This is a genomic window from Pseudomonas asiatica (assembly GCF_009932335.1).
Taxonomy (GTDB): domain Bacteria; phylum Pseudomonadota; class Gammaproteobacteria; order Pseudomonadales; family Pseudomonadaceae; genus Aquipseudomonas; species Aquipseudomonas asiatica.
Window position 1 is genome coordinate 2,794,536 of record NZ_BLJF01000001.1, and the last position, 18,042, is coordinate 2,812,577.

An 18,042-nucleotide genomic window follows, 5' to 3' on the forward strand; every position below is an offset into this window, starting at 1 on the left:
CCCTTGCAGGAACCCGCATGATCCACATCCGCCCCATGACGCCGGAAGACTTCGAGCGCTTCTGGCCCACCTTCCAGGCCGTCGTACAAGCCCGTGAAACCTACGCATTCGACCCGGCCCTCAGCTTTGAACAGGCCCGCCAGCTGTGGCTGGAACTGCCCATGCGCACATTCGTGGCCGAGGAAGACGGCGCGATGCTGGGGTCGTATTACCTCAAGGCCAATGCCGCCGGGCCCGGTGGGCACGTGGGCAATTGCGGCTACATGGTCTGTGAAACGGCACGCGGCCGCGGCGTCGCGCGCTTGATGTGCGAGCACTCACAGAAACAGGCACGCCAGGAGGGCTTTCTGGCCCTGCAGTTCAACTCGGTGGTGGCCACCAACGAGGTAGCGGTGGCGCTGTGGCACAAGCTGGGCTTCGAAACCGTTGGCCGCTTGCCCAAGGCCTATCGCCATGCCCGCCTGGGGCTGGTGGACTGCCTGGTGATGTACAAGTGGCTGGCGGACGAGCCGGTAGTGGAGAAGCCGCCACTGCTGATCGGACGCAAGAACATCGAGGCGCGGGTGTCGCGGCGGCGCGGGCGCTGACTTCTTCAGGCCGCCCTGCTCGACGAAGGTCTATGGTAAAGTCGCGCCCTTTTTGAACATGCTGGGATATCGTTGCACATGACCCCCGTCCTCCGCTTCCTCAACCGCACCAGCCTGGTGACGCAGATCGTCATCGGCCTGATCGCCGGCATCGCCCTGGCCCTGCTTGCGCCCGCCATCGCCCGCGACATGGCCTTCCTCGGGAAAGTCTTCGTCAGCGCCCTCAAGGCGGTGGCGCCCGTGCTGGTGTTCATTCTGGTCATGGCATCGATCGCCAACCACCGTCACGGCCAGGAAACCCATATTCGCCCGATCCTCTGGCTGTACCTGCTGGGCACCTTCAGCGCAGCGGTAGTCGCCGTGGTCGCCAGCATGCTGTTCCCGTCCAACCTGGTGCTGACTACCAGCGACGCTGCGCTGAGCGCGCCGGGGGGCATTACCGAGGTGCTGCAGAACCTGCTGCTGAGTGCGGTCGACAACCCGATCAACGCCCTGCTCAACGCCAACTTCATCGGCGTACTGACCTGGGCCATCGGCCTGGGCGTAGCCCTGCGCCATGCCGGCGAAACCACCCGCACCGTGGTAGAGGACCTGTCCAATGGCGTGACCCTGATCGTACGCGTGGTCATCCGCTTCGCCCCGGTGGGCATCTTTGGCCTGGTCAGCGCCACGCTGGCCCAATCGGGCCTGGGCGCCCTGCTCGGCTACCTGCACCTGCTGGCGGTGCTGATCGGCTGCATGCTGTTCGTGGCGCTGGTGATGAACCCGCTGATCGTATATTGGAAAATCCGCCGCAACCCCTACCCGCTGACCCTGCTCTGCCTGCGCGAAAGCGGTATCACCGCGTTCTTCACTCGCAGCTCGGCAGCCAACATCCCGGTCAACCTGGCCCTGTCGGAGCGCCTTGGCCTGCATGAGGACACCTATTCGGTGTCGATCCCGCTGGGTGCGACCATCAACATGGCCGGCGCCGCCATCACCATTACCGTGCTGACCCTGGCGGCGGTGCATACTCTGGGTATTATGGTGGACCTGCCGACCGCCGTGCTGCTCAGCGTGGTGGCGGCGGTCTGTGCCTGCGGCGCCTCGGGCGTGGCCGGTGGCTCGCTCCTGCTGATTCCACTGGCGTGCAGCCTGTTTGGTATCCCTAGCGAAATTGCCATGCAAGTGGTGGCGGTTGGCTTCATCATCGGCGTGCTGCAGGATTCGGCCGAGACGGCGCTGAATTCTTCGACCGATGTGCTGTTTACCGCGGCGGCGTGCCAGGCTGAAGAGCGGCGCAACGCTTGAGTTTGCCGGGGCCGCTTTGCGGCCCTTTCGCAGGCAAGCCAGCCCCCACAGGGATAGTGCCGGCCTTACGGCTTGTGCTGTACCTGTGGGAGCTGGCTTGCCGGCGATGATCCCAGTGATTGCTTAAGCCTGGCGCTTTACCTAGGCTAGTGGCCTTTCCCCAGCAATGAGACAGGGCCATGTCAGAACACGAAACCGCCGGCGAAGGCCGCTTCAACAGCATCGAGATCCGTATTCTCGGCTCGCTGATCGAGAAGCAGGCCACCAGCCCGGAAAGCTACCCGCTGACCCTCAACGCCCTGGTCCTGGCCTGCAACCAGAAGACCAGTCGCGAGCCGGTCATGAACCTCACCCAAGGCCAGGTCGGCCAAGCCCTGCGCGCCCTCGAAGGGCAGGACATGACCCGCCTGCAGATGGGCAGCCGCGCCGACCGTTGGGAACAACGGGTGGACAAGGCGCTTGAGCTGGTGCCGGCGCAACTGGTGCTGATGGGCCTGATGTTCCTGCGCGGGCCGCAAACCCTCAACGAACTGCTGACCCGCAGCAACCGCCTGCACGACTTCGACGACACCGAGCAGATCCAGCACCAGCTGGAGCGCCTGATCTCGCGCGGCCTGGCCTTGCACCTGCCGCGTCAGGCCGGCCAGCGCGAAGACCGTTACACCCATGCTTTGGGCGACCCGGCCGAAATCGAGGCAATCCTGGCTTCCCGGCAACAAGAAGGTGGGGCACGCAGCAGCGGCGGCAATGTGTCGGAAGAACGCATCGAAGCCCTCGAAGCCCGCATCGCGGCGCTGGAAGCACGCCTGGCCGAACTGGAAGGCTGAGCCGTCACGGCTCGGGGTCGGGGAAGTTGCGGCAGCTCTTGCGCTCGGCCAGCTCCCGGTCACTGGGGCGCTGGTCGACGAACACGGTGCGGCCGTCGGCATAGATTTCCAGGTAGCCCCAGTGCAGGTCCTGCTCTTGCTGCCCGGGCTTTGGGGGGACTAGCCACCAGGGTTCGCGGCTGATCAGGGTCATGGATGTGATTCCTGAGGGTGTCTGCATTAATCATAGACATCCTCAGATTCAGCTTTGTCAGTTCTGACGCATTCGCGGGCATGCCCGCTCCTACAGGGTTCCTCACAAATCTCAAGACCTGTGCAGTACCTGTGGGAGCGGGCATGCCCGCGAAAGGGCCGGTACAGGCTTATGCCGGTGCCGAAGTGCGGATCAGGTGGTCAAAGGCCGCCAGCGATGCCTTGGCCCCCTCACCCACCGCAATCACGATCTGCTTGTACGGCACAGTCGTCACGTCACCCGCCGCAAACACACCAGGGATGCTGGTCTGGCCCTTGGCATCGACGATGATCTCGCCACGTGGCGACAGCTCGACGGTGCCTTTCAGCCAGTCGGTGTTCGGCAGCAGGCCGATCTGCACGAAGATGCCCTCCAGCGCCACTTCATGCTGCTGGTCGGTGGTGCGGTCCTTGTAGCGCAGGCCAGTCACCTTTTCGCCATTGCCAAGCACTTCGGTGGTCAGCGCACTGGTGATCACCTTCACGTTCGGCAGGCTGTGCAACTTGCGCTGCAGTACCGCATCGGCACGCAGCTGGCTGTCGAACTCGATCAGCGTTACCTGGGTGACGATACCCGCCAGGTCGATGGCCGCTTCCACACCCGAGTTGCCTCCACCGATCACCGCCACGCGCTTGCCCTTGAACAGTGGGCCGTCACAGTGCGGGCAGTAAGCCACGCCACGGGCGCGGTATTCCTGTTCGCCCGGCACGTTCATCTCACGCCAGCGGGCACCGGTAGCCAGGATCACGGTCTTGGCCTTGAGCGAGGCACCGCCGGCCAGACGTACTTCGTGCAGGCCGCCATCGGTGGCCGGGATCAGCGCTTCACCGCGCTGCAGGTTCATGATGTCCACGTCGTACTGCTTGACGTGCTCTTCCAGCGCCGTGGCCAGCTTCGGCCCTTCGGTTTCCTGTACCGAGATGAAGTTCTCGATGGCCAGGGTATCGAGCACCTGGCCGCCGAAACGCTCGGCCGCAATACCGGTGCGGATGCCTTTACGCGCGGCATAGATGGCTGCCGAGGCGCCGGCCGGGCCACCACCGACCACCAGCACATCGAAGGCGTCCTTGGCGTTGATCTTTTCGGCCTGACGGCTGCCTGCGTTGGTGTCGATCTTGCCGAGGATTTCTTCCAGGCCCATGCGGCCCTGGCCAAACACTTCGCCGTTCAGGTAAATGCTCGGCACCGCCATGATCTTGCGCGATTCCACTTCCGCCTGGAACAGCGCTCCATCGATGGCCACGTGGCGCACGTTGGGGTTGAGGACCGCCATCAGGTTCAGCGCCTGGACCACGTCCGGGCAGTTCTGGCACGACAGCGAGAAGTAGGTCTCGAAGGTGAACTCGCCTTCCAGCGCCTGGATCTGTTCGATCACTTCGGCACTGGCCTTGGACGGGTGGCCCCCGACCTGCAGCAGTGCCAGCACCAGCGAGGTAAATTCGTGGCCCATGGGGATGCCGGCGAAGCGCAGGTTTATGTCGGCTCCCGGGCGGTTCAGCGAGAACGATGGACGACGGGCATCGCTGCCGTCCGCGCTGAAGGTAATAAGGTTCGACAGGCTGGCAATTTCCACCAGCAGGTCGTGCAATTCGCGGGATTTCGCGCCGTCGTCGAGGGAGGCAACGATCTCGATCGGCTGGGTGACCCGCTCCAGGTAGGTTTTCAGTTGCGATTTAAGCGTGGCGTCCAACATACGGGCGATTCCTTTTTCAAAACTCGGATACAAAAACGCCCAGGCGAACTCGCCCGGGCGCTTTACGGGGCGGTAGGTAGTTCAGCTTTGGCGGCTGGCTACCGCCCGCGACATACACATCGGCTTAGATCTTGCCGACGAGGTCCAGCGACGGGGCCAGGGTGGCTTCGCCTTCTTTCCACTTGGCCGGGCAAACTTCGCCTGGGTGAGCGGCAACGTACTGGGCAGCCTTCACCTTGCGCAGCAGTTCGGCAGCATCGCGACCTACACCACCGTCGTTCAGTTCGACGATCTTGATCTGACCTTCCGGGTTGATCACGAAGGTACCGCGATCGGCCAGGCCGGCTTCTTCGATCAGCACGTCGAAGTTGCGCGAGATGACGTGGGTCGGGTCACCGATCAGTGGGTACTGGATCTTGCCGATGGTGTCCGAAGTGTCGTGCCAGGCTTTGTGGGTGAAGTGGGTGTCGGTGGACACACCGTAGATTTCCACGCCCAGCTTCTGGAACTCGGCGTAGTTGTCAGCAAGGTCACCCAGCTCGGTCGGGCAGACGAAGGTGAAGTCGGCCGGGTAGAAGAACACGACAGACCACTTGCCTTTCAGGTCGGCTTCGCTGACCTGGACGAACTCGCCTTTGTGGTAGGCGGTGGCGTTGAACGGTTTGACCTGGCTGTTGATGATTGGCATGAGAGACGCTCCTTCATGGGGTTGGAATCAGTTGATGGAGAGAATCCTAACCGCTGGTCCCGATAAAGGCTCATTGGCAAAGCTCATGCTTTTGATTGGTTTTGGCTATAACCGAGGATAATTGATAGAAGGGAATGGGCTGAGCAAAGGATTGCGGGGTCATGCCCCTGACTCCATGGTCGTGTCACTCCTGTAGGAGCGGCCTTGTGTCGCGATGGGCTGCGAAGCAGCCCCTGTGTATCTCACGATTGCAGAAATACTGGGGGCTGCTTCGCAGCCCATCGCGACACAAGGCCGCTCCTACAACGGTATGCGTTCCGTTGAGTCAGCGCGTCGCGGTGCGCATGGTCACGAACTCTTCGGCCGCCGTCGGGTGCACGCCGATGGTTTCATCGAACTGTTGCTTGGTCGCACCAGCCTTCAGGGCAATGCCCAGGCCCTGGATGATCTCGCCGGCGTCGGGGCCAACCATGTGGCAGCCCAGCACCTTGTCGGTTTCGGCATCGACCACCAGCTTCATCAGGGTCTTTTCCTGGATGTCGGTCAGGGTCAGTTTCATCGCACGGAAGCGGCTCTCGAATACCTGCACCTTGTGCCCTGCCTCCAGCGCCTGCTCCTCGGTCAGGCCCACGGTGCCGATGGGCGGCTGGCTGAATACTGCGGTGGGGATGTTCTGGTAGTCCACCGGGCGGTATTGCTCAGGCTTGAACAGGCGCCGGGCCACGGCCATGCCCTCGGCCAGAGCCACCGGGGTCAGTTGCACGCGGCCAATCACGTCGCCAATGGCCAGGATCGACGGCGCGGTCGTCTGGTACTGCTGGTCAACCCGAATGTAACCGCGTGCATCCAGCTCGACGCCGGTGTTTTCCAGGCCCAGGTTGTCCAGCATCGGGCGCCGGCCGGTGGCATAGAACACGCAATCGGTGACCAGCTCGCGGCCATCCTTGAGGGTGGCCTTGAGGCTGCCGTCCTCTAGCTTGTCGATGCGCTGGATGTCGGCATTGAACTGCAGGTCGAGGCCGCGCTTTTCCAGTTCTTCCTTCAGGTGCGTGCGCACCGAACCGTCGAAGCCACGCAGGAACAGGTCGCCACGGTACAGCAGCGTGGTAGCCGACCCCAGGCCCTGGAAGATGCCGGCGAACTCGACGGCAATGTAGCCACCGCCCACCACCAGCACCCGGCGTGGCAGGTCCTTGAGGTAGAAGGCTTCGTTGGAGGTGATGGCCAGTTCCTTGCCCGGAATGTCCGGCACCTGTGGCCAGCCACCGGTGGCGATGAGGATGTGCTCGGCGGTGTAGCGCTGGCCTTCCACTTCCACTTCATTGGCACCGGTCAGACGCGCATGCCCCTGCAGCAAGGTAACCCCGCTGTTGACCAGCAGGTTGCGGTAGATGCCGTTGAGGCGCTCGATTTCCCGGTTCTTGTTGGCAATCAGGGTGCCCCAGTCGAAGTGCCCTTCTTCCAGGGTCCAGCCGAAGCCTGCGGCCTGCTCCAGTTCGTCGGCGACGTGTGCGCCGTACACCAGCAGCTTTTTCGGCACACAGCCGACGTTGACGCAGGTGCCGCCCAGGTAGCGGCTCTCGGCCACTGCCACCTTTGCCCCGAAGCCGGCGGCAAACCGCGCCGCGCGCACACCGCCGGACCCGGCACCAATCACGAACAGATCAAAATCGTAGGCCATGTATTCACTCTCCTAGGCAGGCGCCCAGCATAACGCACTGGGGCCGCTTTGCGACCCTTCGCGGGCCCGCCAGCTCCCACAGTACCGGCGCAACCTTGAAGGCCTGCACAATACCTGTAGGAGCGGGCGTGCCCGCGAAGGGCTGCAAAGCAGCCCCAGTTATCAGCTTTGATACAAGTAGCGGCTTATCAGTAAGCCTTGCCAGTCTTGTAGTAGTTCTCGAAGCAGAAGTTGGTCGCGTCGATGTAACCCTCGGCGCCACCGCAGTCGAAACGCTTGCCTTTGAACTTGTAGGCGATCACGCAGCCGTTCTGCGCCTGTTGCATCAGGGCGTCGGTGATCTGGATCTCGCCACCTTTGCCCGGCTCGGTGTTGGCGATGATGTCGAAGATGTCCGGGGTCAGGATGTAGCGACCAATGATCGCCAGGTTCGACGGGGCGTCTTCCGGCTTTGGCTTCTCGACCATGTTGGTGACACGGAAAATGTCGTCACGGATCATGTCGCCGGCGATCACGCCGTACTTGTTGGTTTCCTGCGGATCGACTTCCTGGATGGCGACGATCGAGCAACGGAACTGGTTGTACAGCTTGACCATCTGGGTCAGTACGCCGTCACCTTCCGGGTTCACGCACAGGTCGTCCGCCAGCACCACGGCGAACGGCTCGTCGCCGATCAGCGGGCGGCCAGTCAGGATGGCGTGGCCCAGGCCTTTCATTTCGGTCTGGCGGGTGTAGGAGAACGAGCACTCGTCGAGCAGGCGACGGATACCAACCAGGTATTTTTCCTTGTCGGTGCCCTTGATCTGGTTTTCCAGCTCGTAGCTGATGTCGAAGTGGTCTTCCAAAGCACGCTTGCCGCGCCCGGTGACGATGGAGATCTCGTTCAGACCGGCATCCAGTGCCTCTTCAACGCCATACTGGATCAGTGGCTTGTTGACCACCGGCAGCATTTCCTTGGGCATGGCTTTGGTAGCGGGCAGGAAGCGGGTGCCGTAACCGGCTGCCGGGAACAAGCATTTTTTGATCATATACGTCCTTACAAAAGGCTAGGCCAGTGGAATTCGGCGCAGTCTAATCAGGCGGCAGTCACCTTACAATGCCCTACCTGTGGCCGATCGATGGGAAGATAGAGATAACCCAGTGTAGATAGTTCCGGGGGATCGTAAATATTGCTGTCATCCATGACAGATGGATGACAGGAAATCGGGGTTTCCTGTACTGGCCTCTTCGCGGACAAGCCCGCGAGGAGGCCAGTACAGGCAATACATCAGCTACCGGTGCCCTGCCCTATGAGCACACCATCGACCTTCTGCCCATACAGGTTCACCCCGTCATTGGCATGGAACTTCACCCGCGTTTTCTCGATGGAACCCTCCACCAGCCGCGGGTCCTGCGGCCGTTCATGGCGATTGACCCAGGCCGCCACATCCCAGGCCTGCTGATCGCTAAGGCTGCCCGGCTTGCCCAGCGGCATGTTGTACTTGATGAACGACGCCGCGGTATTGATCCGGTGCATGCCGGCGCCCCAGTTGTAGGAGTCCTTGCCCCACAACGGCGGCATCACGTACTCGCCCGCCACCTTCTGCCCTTCGCCATTGTCGCCGTGACAAATCGCACACTGCTCACGATAAACCTGCTGACCGCGCTTGAAGTCGTATCCGCCCTTTGGCTGCGGCACCTCCGGGTACCCGCGCCCGGCAATCTCGACGCCGGTCGGCGCCTTGGTCGACAGCCAGTAGGAATACACCGCCAGCGCCGTCATCTGCGGGCTATCGGCCGCAGGCGGCTTGCCGTTCATGCTGAACTGGAAGCAGCCCTGGATGCGCTCGGCATAGGTGTTGACCTTGTCATTTTTCTTGCGGTAGGCGGGGTACATCGGGTACGCCCCCCACATCGGCGCGGAATGCGCCAGCCGCCCCTGGTCAAGGTGGCAGTTGCTGCAGTTCATGCCGTTGCCCACAGCCTGGGGCATCAACCTGCGGGTGTCGACGAACAAGGCATGCCCCTCGCGTACCATCTTGCCAAAGGCATTGTCAGGCAACTCGCTTTCCGCTGGTGGCACGAACTGCGGCGCGGCCTGCACGCCAGGCACTTTCAACTGCGACTGGTCTTCCATGGCAATCTGGGCGGCGTGTGCGCTGCCCATGGCCAGCAGCAGCAGGGCTGGAATCATCGGTTTCATGGCTTGACCTCCTGGCTGGCGGGGCGGGCGAAGAACTCGGCAACGGCCTTGATCTCGTCATCGGTCATGGCCTTGGCCACGCCGACCATCAGCTGGTTGGGGTCATTGCTGCGCGTGCCGTCACGCCAGGCATTGAGCTGCGCCACCAGGTAACTGGCGGGCTGGCCGGCCAAGGGCGGGAAGTGTTCGCCAACCCCGCCACCGCCCGGGCCATGGCATTGCACGCAACCAGGAATCTGCCGGCTCCAGTCACCGTACAGGGCCATGCGGGTGGTGGGGTCATCGGCGATCTGCTGGCGACGCAGGTCGCCGGCAGGGTCTGCCGGCAGGCTGGCCAGATAGGTGCTGACCGCCTCGATCTCATCCTCGCTCAGGGCATTGGCAAGCGGCTCCATCACCGGCTGCTTGCGGCTGCCGTTGCGCCAATCATGCAATTGCTTGCTGAGGTAAGCGGCCGGCAGCCCGGCCAGGCGTGGGAAGCCGGCAGCGGCAATGCCTTTGCCGTCCGGGCCATGGCAACCCAGGCAAGCCATGGCGGCGGGGTTGGCCCCACCCTGGGTGAAGACTTTCTGGCCATCGGCGGCATGCGCCGTGGGCCAGGCCAGGATCAGCAGGCTGCCGACCAAGGCGCGACTCAACGGTGTCATCACGAATCTCCTTTTCTATTGTTATAAGCTTAGGCTTAAAACATATAAGTAAAAGGAGCGTGATCAGTTGCCCTGGATCAACTACCGGAAATGCATTGGGTGGCTGCGGTGCGCACGTCGCCCAGGCGCAGCGGGAAATTGTTCAGCCGCTCGTGCAGCTTGATGCTGCTGCCGCTGCCACGCTTGTCGATATCCACCAGCGCCGCCGGGCCCACGCCCGAGCTGATTTTTTGCGGCACGATCAGCCGCAGGCCATCGCCACGCTGCTCTTCCACAAGCGGGTCCCGGGTATCGGCCAGCTTCTGCTTGACGCAATCGGCATACGCGCGTGGGGACTTGCCCGAGATTACATCCAGCGTTTCATGCGACTGTTCCAGTTCCGTAACACTCACACAGCCACCCAGCGTCATCGCCAACGCCGCCACCATCCACTTCATTTGCAGCACCTCTGCCTTCAAGAATCCGCTTTGACCACAGCCAGGCTGTTTTGCTCCCTGCTTTGGCAGATTTATCTATGCCTGGCGGAACAGCGCGGCAGTGTAACCCGACATCGTGGTATCTTTCGCCTTTGCAGAACCAATCCTTGCGGAGCATCACATGAAATTCGTACACCAGCGCGAGCACCTGAACGAGGACGATATCGTCGTCATCGAGTGCTCCCAGCGCTGCAATATCCGCCTGATGAACGACGCCAACTTCCGCAGCTTCAAGAACGGCGGCCGTCATACCTACCACGGTGGCCATTTCGACAAGTTCCCGGCGAAGATCACCGTGCCAAGCACCGGTTTCTGGAACATCACCATCGATACCGTGACCACCCGCCCGATCTCGGTTACCCGCAAGCCAACCTTGACCCACAAGATCAAGATCGTCCGTCGTTCATCGTCGAAACTCAGATAAGGCCACCATGACCCAGACCACCAAGTACGTCATCAAGTACAAGCTCGACGGCCAGCGCCGCTGGGACTTCGCGCTGATGCCCGACGCCTCCCTCGAACAAGCCCTGGAAGCCCTGCGCAAGATTCACGGCGAAGACGCCGAGAAGATCAGCGACATCCAGGTCAGCAAAGCCTTGTAAATACCCGCCCCACCGTACCGCCCGCCCGCGCAAGGAGAATCGCATGAGCCACTGGCCCGACCGCCGCATCCTCGACCTGCTGGGCATCGAGTTGCCCATTCTGCAGGCCCCCATGGCCGGTGCGACGGGCTCGGGCATGGCCATTGCCGTGGGCCTGGCGGGCGGTTTGGGCGCCCTGCCCTGCGCCATGCTCACGGGCGACCAGGTGCGCACCGAGATCGCTGCCTTCCGCGCCGGCTGCCCGGGCCGCCCGTTGAACCTGAACTTCTTCTGCCACCAGCCGCCAGCGCCCGATGCCGAGCGCGATGCACGCTGGAAGCAGGCGCTACAGCCCTATTACAGCGAAGTGGGAGCCGACTTCACGGCGCCCACGCCGGTGTCCAACCGGGCGCCTTTCGACGAACATAGCTGCCAGCTGGTCGAGCAACTGCGCCCGGAGGTGGTGAGCTTCCACTTCGGCCTGCCACATGCCGACCTGCTGCAACGGGTAAAGGCCAGTGGTGCCAAGGTGCTGTCCAGCGCCACTACAGTAGAGGAAGCCGTGTGGCTGGAGCATCACGGCTGTGATGCGATCATTGCCATGGGCTATGAGGCGGGCGGCCATCGCGGCATGTTCCTCAGCGACGATATCACCAGCCAGATCGGCACCTTCGCGCTGGTGCCGCAGGTGGCCGATGCGGTCAGCGTCCCGGTGATTGCCGCTGGCGGCATTGCTGACCACCGCGGCCTGTTGGCGGCATTGGCCTTGGGTGCTTCGGCAGTGCAGATCGGAACGGCGTACCTGTTCTGCCCCGAGGCCAAGGTGTCGCCGGCGCATCGCCAGGCCCTGGACAGCGCCCCGGCCAGCGACACGGCGCTGACCAACCTGTTCACTGGCCGACCGGCGCGTGGCATCAACAACCGCATCATGCGCGAGCTGGGGCCGATGAGCGATTTGGCCCCGCACTTCCCGCTGGCCGGCGGCGCCTTGATGCCTTTGCGGGCGATTACGGATCCGCAGGGCAATAGCGATTTCAGCAACCTCTGGTCGGGGCAGGCGTTGCGGCTGGGCAGGCATATGCCGGCGGGTGAGTTGACCCGGGAGATTGCCGAAAAGGCGCTGGCCATGATCGGCCGCCAGGCGTCTGCATAAGCAGGTCTGGCCCCTTCCCGGCCCATGGCCTACCGCTATATAGTTAAGGATATAACGATAAGCCCCAAGGAGCTGTCTTCATGCGTATCCGCCCACCCCACTTGGCTGCCACCGCCCTGACCAGCCTGCTTGCCTTCAACACTGCCTGGGCCGATGAAGTCCAGGTCGCGGTCGCAGCGAACTTCACAGCCCCTATCCAGGCCATTGCCAAGGACTTCGAGAAAGACACTGGCCACAAGCTGGTCGCTGCCTATGGCGCCACCGGCCAGTTCTACGCACAAATCAAGAATGGCGCGCCGTTCGAGGTATTTCTCGCTGCCGACGACAGCACCCCAGCCAAGCTCGAGCAGGAAAACGCGATTGCCCCGGGCTCACGCTTCACCTACGCCATCGGCACCCTGGCGCTGTGGTCGGCCAAGCCCGGCTATGTCGACGCCAACGGCGAAGTGCTGAAGAACAACCAGTTCAAGCAACTGTCCATTGCCAACCCGAAAACCGCGCCCTACGGCCTGGCCGCCACACAGGTGCTGGACAAGCTGAAGCTGACCGAAGCCACCCGGCCCAAGCTGGTCGAAGGGCAGAACATTACCCAGGCGTTCCAGTTCGTATCCACCGGCAACGCCGAGCTGGGCTTTGTCGCCCTTTCACAAATCTACAAGGACGGCAAGGTCGAAAGCGGTTCGGCCTGGATCGTTCCCTCGTCCCTGCACGAACCCATCCGCCAGGACGCGGTAATCCTCGAAAAAGGCAAGGACAACCCCGCCGCCAAGGCCCTGGTCGACTACCTGAAAGGCCCGAAAGCCGCGGCAGTGATCAAATCCTACGGTTATGAAATCTGATGCCACTGGATGCCAGTGACCTGGGTGCCATCTGGCTGACCGTGAAACTGGCCAGCATGACCACCCTCATCCTGCTGATCGTCGGCACGCCCATCGCCTGGTGGCTGGCGCGCACGCGCTCGTGGTTGCGCGGGCCGGTGGGCGCGGTGGTGGCCTTGCCGCTGGTACTGCCACCCACAGTGATCGGTTTCTACCTGCTGATCGCCCTCGGCCCACATGGCTGGCTGGGCCAGGCGACCCAGGCGCTGGGCCTGGGCAGCGTGGTGTTCAGTTTTACCGGCCTGGTAATAGGCTCGGTGATCTACTCCATGCCGTTCGTGGTCCAGCCGCTGCAGAATGCCTTCGGCGCCATTGGCCAGCGCCCGCTGGAAGTGGCCGCGACGCTGCGCGCCAGCCCCTGGGACACCTTCGTCCACGTGGTGCTGCCGTTGGCCCGTCCGGGCTTCATCACCGCCAGCATCCTCGGTTTCGCCCACACGGTGGGCGAGTTCGGCGTGGTGTTGATGATTGGCGGCAACATCCCCGACAAGACACGCGTGGTCTCGGTGCAGATCTTCGACCATGTCGAGGCCATGGCCTATTCGCAAGCGCACTGGCTGGCCGGTGCCATGCTGGTGTTCTCGTTCCTGGTGCTGCTCCTGCTTTACGCAGGACGCCGCGGCAAGGCTGGCTGGAGCTGAAATGAGCGCATCGATTGTGGCGCGCCTGCAACTGGCACGCGACGACTTCACCCTGGACGTAGACCTGCACCTGCCCGGCCGCGGCATCAGTGCGTTGTTCGGCCACTCCGGTTCTGGCAAGACCAGCTGCCTGCGTTGCCTGGCGGGGCTGGAACGGGCCGCCAGCGCCTACATCGAGGTCAACGGCGAAGTCTGGGAAGACAGCGCCCGCGGATTCTTTCTGGCACCACACCTGCGCCCGGTAGGCTACGTGTTCCAGGAGGCCAGCCTGTTCCCGCACCTGTCGGTACGCGGCAACCTGGAGTTCGGCTGGCGCCGGGTGGCCGCTGCCGAGCGCAAGGTCAGCCTAGACCTGGCCTGCCAGCTGCTGGGTATCGGCCACTTGCTGGCACGCCGGCCGGCGACCTTGTCCGGTGGCGAGGCGCAGCGGGTGGGCATTGCCCGCGCCCTGCTCAGCAGCCCGCGCCTGCTGTTGATGGACGAGCCACTGGCTGCCCTCGACGGGCCGCGCAAACGCGAAATCCTGCCCTACCTGGAACGCCTGCACGACGAACTGGACATCCCGCTGGTGTATGTCAGCCATGCCCAGGAAGAAGTGGCGCAGCTGGCCGACCACCTGGTGTTGCTGGAGCAAGGCCAGACAGTGGCCAGCGGCCCGATCGGCGAAACCCTGGCCCGCCTCGACCTGTCGCTGGCCGAGGGCGAGGATGCCGGCGTGGTGTTTGAAGGCCTGGTGGTGGCACATGACGCGCACTACGACCTGCTCGACCTGCGCCTGCCCGGCAACGACGGGCCGCTGTTGCGTATCACCCACCCTGCCCAGGTGATGGGCAGCACCTTGCGGGTCAAGGTGCAGGCGCGTGACGTCAGCCTGGCCCTGGCAGCTGACAGCACTTCGAGCATTCTCAACCGCTTGCCGGTGCGCGTGCGCGAAAGCCGCCCGGCCGCCAACCCGGCCCATGTATTGGTCAGCCTGGATGCTGGCGGCAACGCCTTGCTCGCGCGCATCACCCGCTTCTCGGCAGACCAGCTCGGCCTGCACCCGGGCCAGGTGCTGTTTGCCCAGATCAAGTCGGTGGCGCTGCTGGGCTGAGCATCGGCCCCGTCGCTGGTGTCCATTGATCAGTGACCTGATCGAGGCCTGCCAACCATGCTTGACTGCCCCCTGCCGCGCACCCTGCACTACGTCGACGACAGCCAGCCGGGCCTGACCCGGCGGCGCTGGAGAGAGCGCTTCATCTACCTGGATGCCGACGGCCAACGAGTGCGCGACAGCGATACCCTTGCCCGCATCGCTGCACTGGCAATCCCACCGGCCTATACCGAGGTGTGGATCTGCGCCGACCCGCAAGGCCACCTGCAAGCCACAGGTCGCGATGCCCGTGGCCGCAAGCAATACCGCTACCACGCGCAGTGGCGCGAAATACGCGACCAGCACAAGTACGGGCGCATGCTGGCGTTTGCCCAGGCCCTGCCGAAATTGCGCGCACAGCTGCACGACCACCTTGCCCGGCCAGGCCTGGACCGGGAAAAGGTGATGGCGCTGGTGATCAGCCTGCTGGACCACACCCTGATCCGCATCGGCAACCAGCGCTACCTGCGTGACAACCAGTCCTATGGACTGACCACCCTGCGCAACCGCCATGTCGAGGTGAAGGGCAGCAGCATCCGCTTCCAGTTCCGCGGCAAGCGCGGCGTCGAGCACAACGTCAGCCTCAACGATCGGCGCCTGGCCAACCTGCTCAAGCGCTGCATGGAACTGCCCGGCCAAGCGTTGTTCCAGTACCTGGACGACGACGGCCAGCGCCATAGCGTCGGCTCCAGCGAGGTCAACCAGTTTCTGCAGCAGCTGACCGGTGCCGACTTCACCGCCAAGGACTACCGCACCTGGGCCGGTAGCAGCCTCGCCCTGGACCTGCTGAGGCCCTTGGCCTGGGAGCCCGAGAGCGAAGCCAAGCGCCAGGTCGCCGCCATCGTCCGTCAGGTAGCATCACGCCTGGGCAATACACCGGCAGTGTGCAGGCGCTGTTACATTCACCCGGCTGTACTTGAACACTATGCCCTGGGGCGCCTGGCCAACTTGCCGAAGAACCGTGTGCGCAAAGGCCTGGACCGTGAAGAAGTAGCCTTGCTGTTATTTCTTCAGGCACTCGAGGAACAGGATGACCATTAACCCGGTCTATTCACACCATGATGCGAAGAAATTTCCCATTGGCCGCCAAGCCCCCTATTCTTGCCACCGAGCACCTTGGCCGACAAACCGCTGGCGGTTTGCTTCGGCACCTGCGACTGAAGACACGCAACAGAATTTGTCTGTCGGGGAATTACTATCCGCCGAAAGCGTCTTTAATGAGAAGGAAGAGGGACAAGCTCCCGCCGCCGTGGCAACTAGCCCGACGGACTTTTACATCACCAAGGAGAACTACATGCTGATACTCACCCGCAAGGTTGGCGAAAGCATCGTCATCAACGATGACATCAAAGTCACCATTCTGGGCGTCAAAGGGATGCAGGTGAGGATCGGTATCGATGCACCGAAAGACGTCCAGGTCCATCGAGAAGAGATCTTCAAGCGTATTCAGGCCGGCAGCCCGGCCCCGGAAAAGCACGACGACTCGCACTGAGCGACCTGCCTCAAGCCGCACGGACGCGCTTGATCGCGCCGCGCCTCAGGTGCCCAGCAGTTCGCGCACCTTGGCGATCATACAGTCCATGTCGAACGGTTTGTCGAACACCGCGGCGAACAGTTCCGGGCATCCCTGGTTGGCCTGCGCGCCACTCATGAGGATGACCGGCAACTCGCTCAAGGCCGGGTCTTCACGCATCGAGCGCACAAGCTCCTCACCGTTGAGCAGTGGCATCATGTAGTCGGTGATGACCAGCTGAACGCGCTTTTCCTTCAGTGCCTCCAGCGCCTTGTAGCCGTTGCTCGCCTTTTCCACCAGAAAACCCTCGTCCTCCAGGGCAAAACCGAGGATGTCGGCAATCAGGTACTCGTCATCGACGATCAGGATGGTGTTCATCGCCCGCCTCGTCACCCGCTCCCCTGCGGCACCGGCGTTCCCGAAAGCACACCGCAAGCGCCTTCGAACGCCTTGCGCAGGGTAATGCCCTGCGGCCCGATCAGCAGCTCGTGCAAGGCAGGGTCATGGTGGCTGTCACGCACCTTGAGGATCGACAGCATGCGCCGCAGCTGCGAATCCAGCTCGACGAAGCGCATCAGCATCAAGTTGTCGACGATGCTTGACAGGTCCGGGGCCGGGGCGCTGATTTCCGCGCCGAAAATGTCGCGCATTTCCCAGGTCAGCATCACGCTGACATCGCGCGCGCGCAGTTCGCCGACCAAGGCGCGGAAAAACGCATTGAGCCGCGCCGGGTCGATGGCCAGGCGGCTGAACGCCCCCAGGCTGTCGATCAGCACGCGCTTGCTGCCTTGCGCTTCGACCCGCTCGAGCAGGCGCGCCCCGACCTGGTCCAGCAGGCCCTCGGTAGTCGGCTGCCAGCAAAGCTGCAGGATGCCTGCCTGCTCCATGGCTGCAAAATCGTAACCCAGCGACGCGGCCTTGATACGCAGGCGCTCCGGCGTTTCGTAAAAGCCGAAATGCAGCCCCGGCGCCTGCGGGCTGCTGGCACCGAGAAATGCCAGGCCCAATGACGTCTTGCCAATACCCGAGGGCCCGATCAGCAGGCTGACCGAGCCCGTGGCCAGGCCGCCACCGAGCATTTCATCCAGGGTCGCCACCCCGCTGCGGATGCGCTCCAAGGTGGCGCTGCCCGCCTGGCTGGGGTGGCTGAACAGTGACTCCAGGCGCGGGTATACATGCATGCCGGTTTCATCGATGAGGCATTCATGGCGCCCCGACAACGCCGCACTGCCCCGCGTCTTGCGCAGCTGGATATGACGCACGGCGCGGCTGCCAAACAGTTGCTCGCCCAGTTCGATCACCCCGTCGACCATCGTGTGCTCCGGGCTGCCCTCGTCCAGCCGGGCGCTGGTCAGCAGCAGCACGGTGCAGCCCGCAAAGGCCGCATGGCCCTGTAGTTCAGAGACGAATTTCTTGGTATCCAGCGCGGTTTCCGCACGCACCCGGGCATTTAGCACGCCATCGACGATCAGCAGGCTGGCCTGCTGGCGGGCGATTTCCTGGCGCAGCAGCCGTACCACGGCGTCCAGGCCTTCCTGCTCCAGGGTATCGAAGGCACTGACGAACTGGATCGGATCACCTACCAGCGCCGGGTCGAAGAACTCCAGGGTCGCCAGGTACTGGAACAGCCGCTCGTGCGACTCGCTGAGCAAGGTGGCCACCAGCACCCGGCCACCACCGCGCACATGCCCGCAGGCCAGCTGATTGGCGAGGATGGTCTTGCCCGCCCCCGGCGGGCCCTGAATGATGTAGGACGCGCCAGCCACCAGGCCACCCTGGAGCAACGCATCGAGCCCATCGATCCCCGTCACCAGCCGCCTGAGTGCCTGTGCCATGGTGTT

At 63.2% G+C, this 18,042-nt stretch carries 21 protein-coding genes; 11 read left to right on the plus strand and 10 right to left on the minus strand.

Annotated elements, in window-relative coordinates:
• Positions 1–17: 17 nt before the first annotated feature.
• From GYA95_RS12955 to GYA95_RS12965, 3 genes are all read left to right on the plus strand, one after another.
• Positions 18–587: a GNAT family N-acetyltransferase gene (locus GYA95_RS12955; protein ID WP_015270865.1), complete on the plus strand. Its 570-nt coding sequence runs from the start codon at positions 18–20 to the stop codon at positions 585–587.
• A 78-nt stretch (positions 588–665) separates the two neighbouring features.
• On the plus strand, positions 666–1,877 hold the full coding sequence (gene sstT, locus GYA95_RS12960) for a serine/threonine transporter SstT (RefSeq protein WP_015270866.1): 1,212 nt from the start codon (positions 666–668) through the stop codon (positions 1,875–1,877).
• A gap of 179 nt (positions 1,878–2,056) precedes the next feature.
• Complete coding sequence (locus GYA95_RS12965) at positions 2,057–2,704, plus strand: YceH family protein (RefSeq protein WP_015270867.1); 648 nt, start codon at positions 2,057–2,059, stop codon at positions 2,702–2,704.
• 4 nt (positions 2,705–2,708) lie between these two features.
• Here the strand turns inward: GYA95_RS12965 and GYA95_RS12970 are convergent, their stop codons facing one another.
• The 8 genes from GYA95_RS12970 to GYA95_RS13005 form a co-directional block, all read right to left on the minus strand.
• Entirely contained in the window at positions 2,709–2,897 is a 189-nt protein-coding gene (locus GYA95_RS12970) for a hypothetical protein (RefSeq protein WP_013973178.1), read from the minus strand.
• A gap of 169 nt (positions 2,898–3,066) precedes the next feature.
• Positions 3,067–4,629: an alkyl hydroperoxide reductase subunit F gene (gene ahpF, locus GYA95_RS12975; protein ID WP_161551402.1), complete on the minus strand. Its 1,563-nt coding sequence runs from the start codon at positions 4,627–4,629 to the stop codon at positions 3,067–3,069.
• A 124-nt stretch (positions 4,630–4,753) separates the two neighbouring features.
• A complete protein-coding gene (gene ahpC / locus GYA95_RS12980) occupies positions 4,754–5,317 on the minus strand; it encodes an alkyl hydroperoxide reductase subunit C (protein WP_004375926.1) in 564 nt (187 codons plus the stop codon).
• Positions 5,318–5,642: 325 nt separating this feature from the next.
• Positions 5,643–6,998 (minus strand): glutathione-disulfide reductase, encoded by a 1,356-nt coding sequence (gene gorA, locus GYA95_RS12985; protein WP_015270869.1) that lies wholly within the window; start codon positions 6,996–6,998, stop codon positions 5,643–5,645.
• Positions 6,999–7,186: 188 nt separating this feature from the next.
• Entirely contained in the window at positions 7,187–8,026 is an 840-nt protein-coding gene (galU, locus tag GYA95_RS12990) for a UTP--glucose-1-phosphate uridylyltransferase GalU (protein ID WP_013973181.1), read from the minus strand.
• 239 nt (positions 8,027–8,265) lie between these two features.
• Positions 8,266–9,180: a c-type cytochrome gene (locus GYA95_RS12995; RefSeq protein WP_015270870.1), complete on the minus strand. Its 915-nt coding sequence runs from the start codon at positions 9,178–9,180 to the stop codon at positions 8,266–8,268.
• On the minus strand, positions 9,177–9,827 hold the full coding sequence (locus tag GYA95_RS13000; protein ID WP_015270871.1) for a c-type cytochrome: 651 nt from the start codon (positions 9,825–9,827) through the stop codon (positions 9,177–9,179). The genes GYA95_RS12995 and GYA95_RS13000 overlap by 4 nt, the downstream gene beginning before the upstream one ends.
• Before the next feature lie 77 nt (positions 9,828–9,904).
• Positions 9,905–10,264 carry a hypothetical protein gene (locus GYA95_RS13005; protein WP_015270872.1) on the minus strand — a complete coding sequence of 120 codons (360 nt, stop codon included), beginning with the start codon at positions 10,262–10,264 and terminating at the stop codon, positions 9,905–9,907.
• Positions 10,265–10,424: 160 nt separating this feature from the next.
• Between GYA95_RS13005 and GYA95_RS13010 the strand changes: the two genes are divergently transcribed.
• The 8 genes from GYA95_RS13010 (at position 10,425) to csrA (ending at position 16,180) form a co-directional block, all read left to right on the plus strand.
• Positions 10,425–10,727: a DUF1883 domain-containing protein gene (locus tag GYA95_RS13010; RefSeq protein ID WP_004375922.1), complete on the plus strand. Its 303-nt coding sequence runs from the start codon at positions 10,425–10,427 to the stop codon at positions 10,725–10,727.
• A gap of 7 nt (positions 10,728–10,734) precedes the next feature.
• Positions 10,735–10,905, plus strand: a complete 171-nt coding sequence (locus tag GYA95_RS27650) for a hypothetical protein (protein ID WP_013973186.1) — start codon at positions 10,735–10,737, stop codon at positions 10,903–10,905.
• 43 nt (positions 10,906–10,948) lie between these two features.
• Positions 10,949–12,037: an NAD(P)H-dependent flavin oxidoreductase gene (locus GYA95_RS13015; RefSeq protein ID WP_015270873.1), complete on the plus strand. Its 1,089-nt coding sequence runs from the start codon at positions 10,949–10,951 to the stop codon at positions 12,035–12,037.
• Positions 12,038–12,117: 80 nt separating this feature from the next.
• Entirely contained in the window at positions 12,118–12,876 is a 759-nt protein-coding gene (gene modA, locus GYA95_RS13020) for a molybdate ABC transporter substrate-binding protein (RefSeq protein ID WP_015270874.1), read from the plus strand.
• Positions 12,876–13,556: a molybdate ABC transporter permease subunit gene (modB, locus tag GYA95_RS13025; RefSeq protein ID WP_015270875.1), complete on the plus strand. Its 681-nt coding sequence runs from the start codon at positions 12,876–12,878 to the stop codon at positions 13,554–13,556. Before modA ends, modB begins: the two co-directional genes overlap by 1 nt.
• Before the next feature lies 1 nt (position 13,557).
• Entirely contained in the window at positions 13,558–14,649 is a 1,092-nt protein-coding gene (gene modC, locus GYA95_RS13030) for a molybdenum ABC transporter ATP-binding protein (protein WP_015270876.1), read from the plus strand.
• Between the two features lie 57 nt (positions 14,650–14,706).
• Entirely contained in the window at positions 14,707–15,729 is a 1,023-nt protein-coding gene (locus tag GYA95_RS13035) for a DNA topoisomerase IB (protein ID WP_015270877.1), read from the plus strand.
• A 253-nt stretch (positions 15,730–15,982) separates the two neighbouring features.
• Positions 15,983–16,180, plus strand: a complete 198-nt coding sequence (gene csrA, locus GYA95_RS13040) for a carbon storage regulator CsrA (protein WP_004375914.1) — start codon at positions 15,983–15,985, stop codon at positions 16,178–16,180.
• Between the two features lie 45 nt (positions 16,181–16,225).
• Here the strand turns inward: csrA and GYA95_RS13045 are convergent, their stop codons facing one another.
• The gene (locus tag GYA95_RS13045) at positions 16,226–16,579 is read right to left on the minus strand and encodes a response regulator (protein ID WP_015270878.1); all 354 of its coding nucleotides are present in this window, start codon (positions 16,577–16,579) and stop codon (positions 16,226–16,228) included.
• An 11-nt stretch (positions 16,580–16,590) separates the two neighbouring features.
• Positions 16,591–18,036 (minus strand): ATPase domain-containing protein, encoded by a 1,446-nt coding sequence (locus GYA95_RS13050; protein ID WP_015270879.1) that lies wholly within the window; start codon positions 18,034–18,036, stop codon positions 16,591–16,593.
• Positions 18,037–18,042 lie beyond the last annotated feature (6 nt).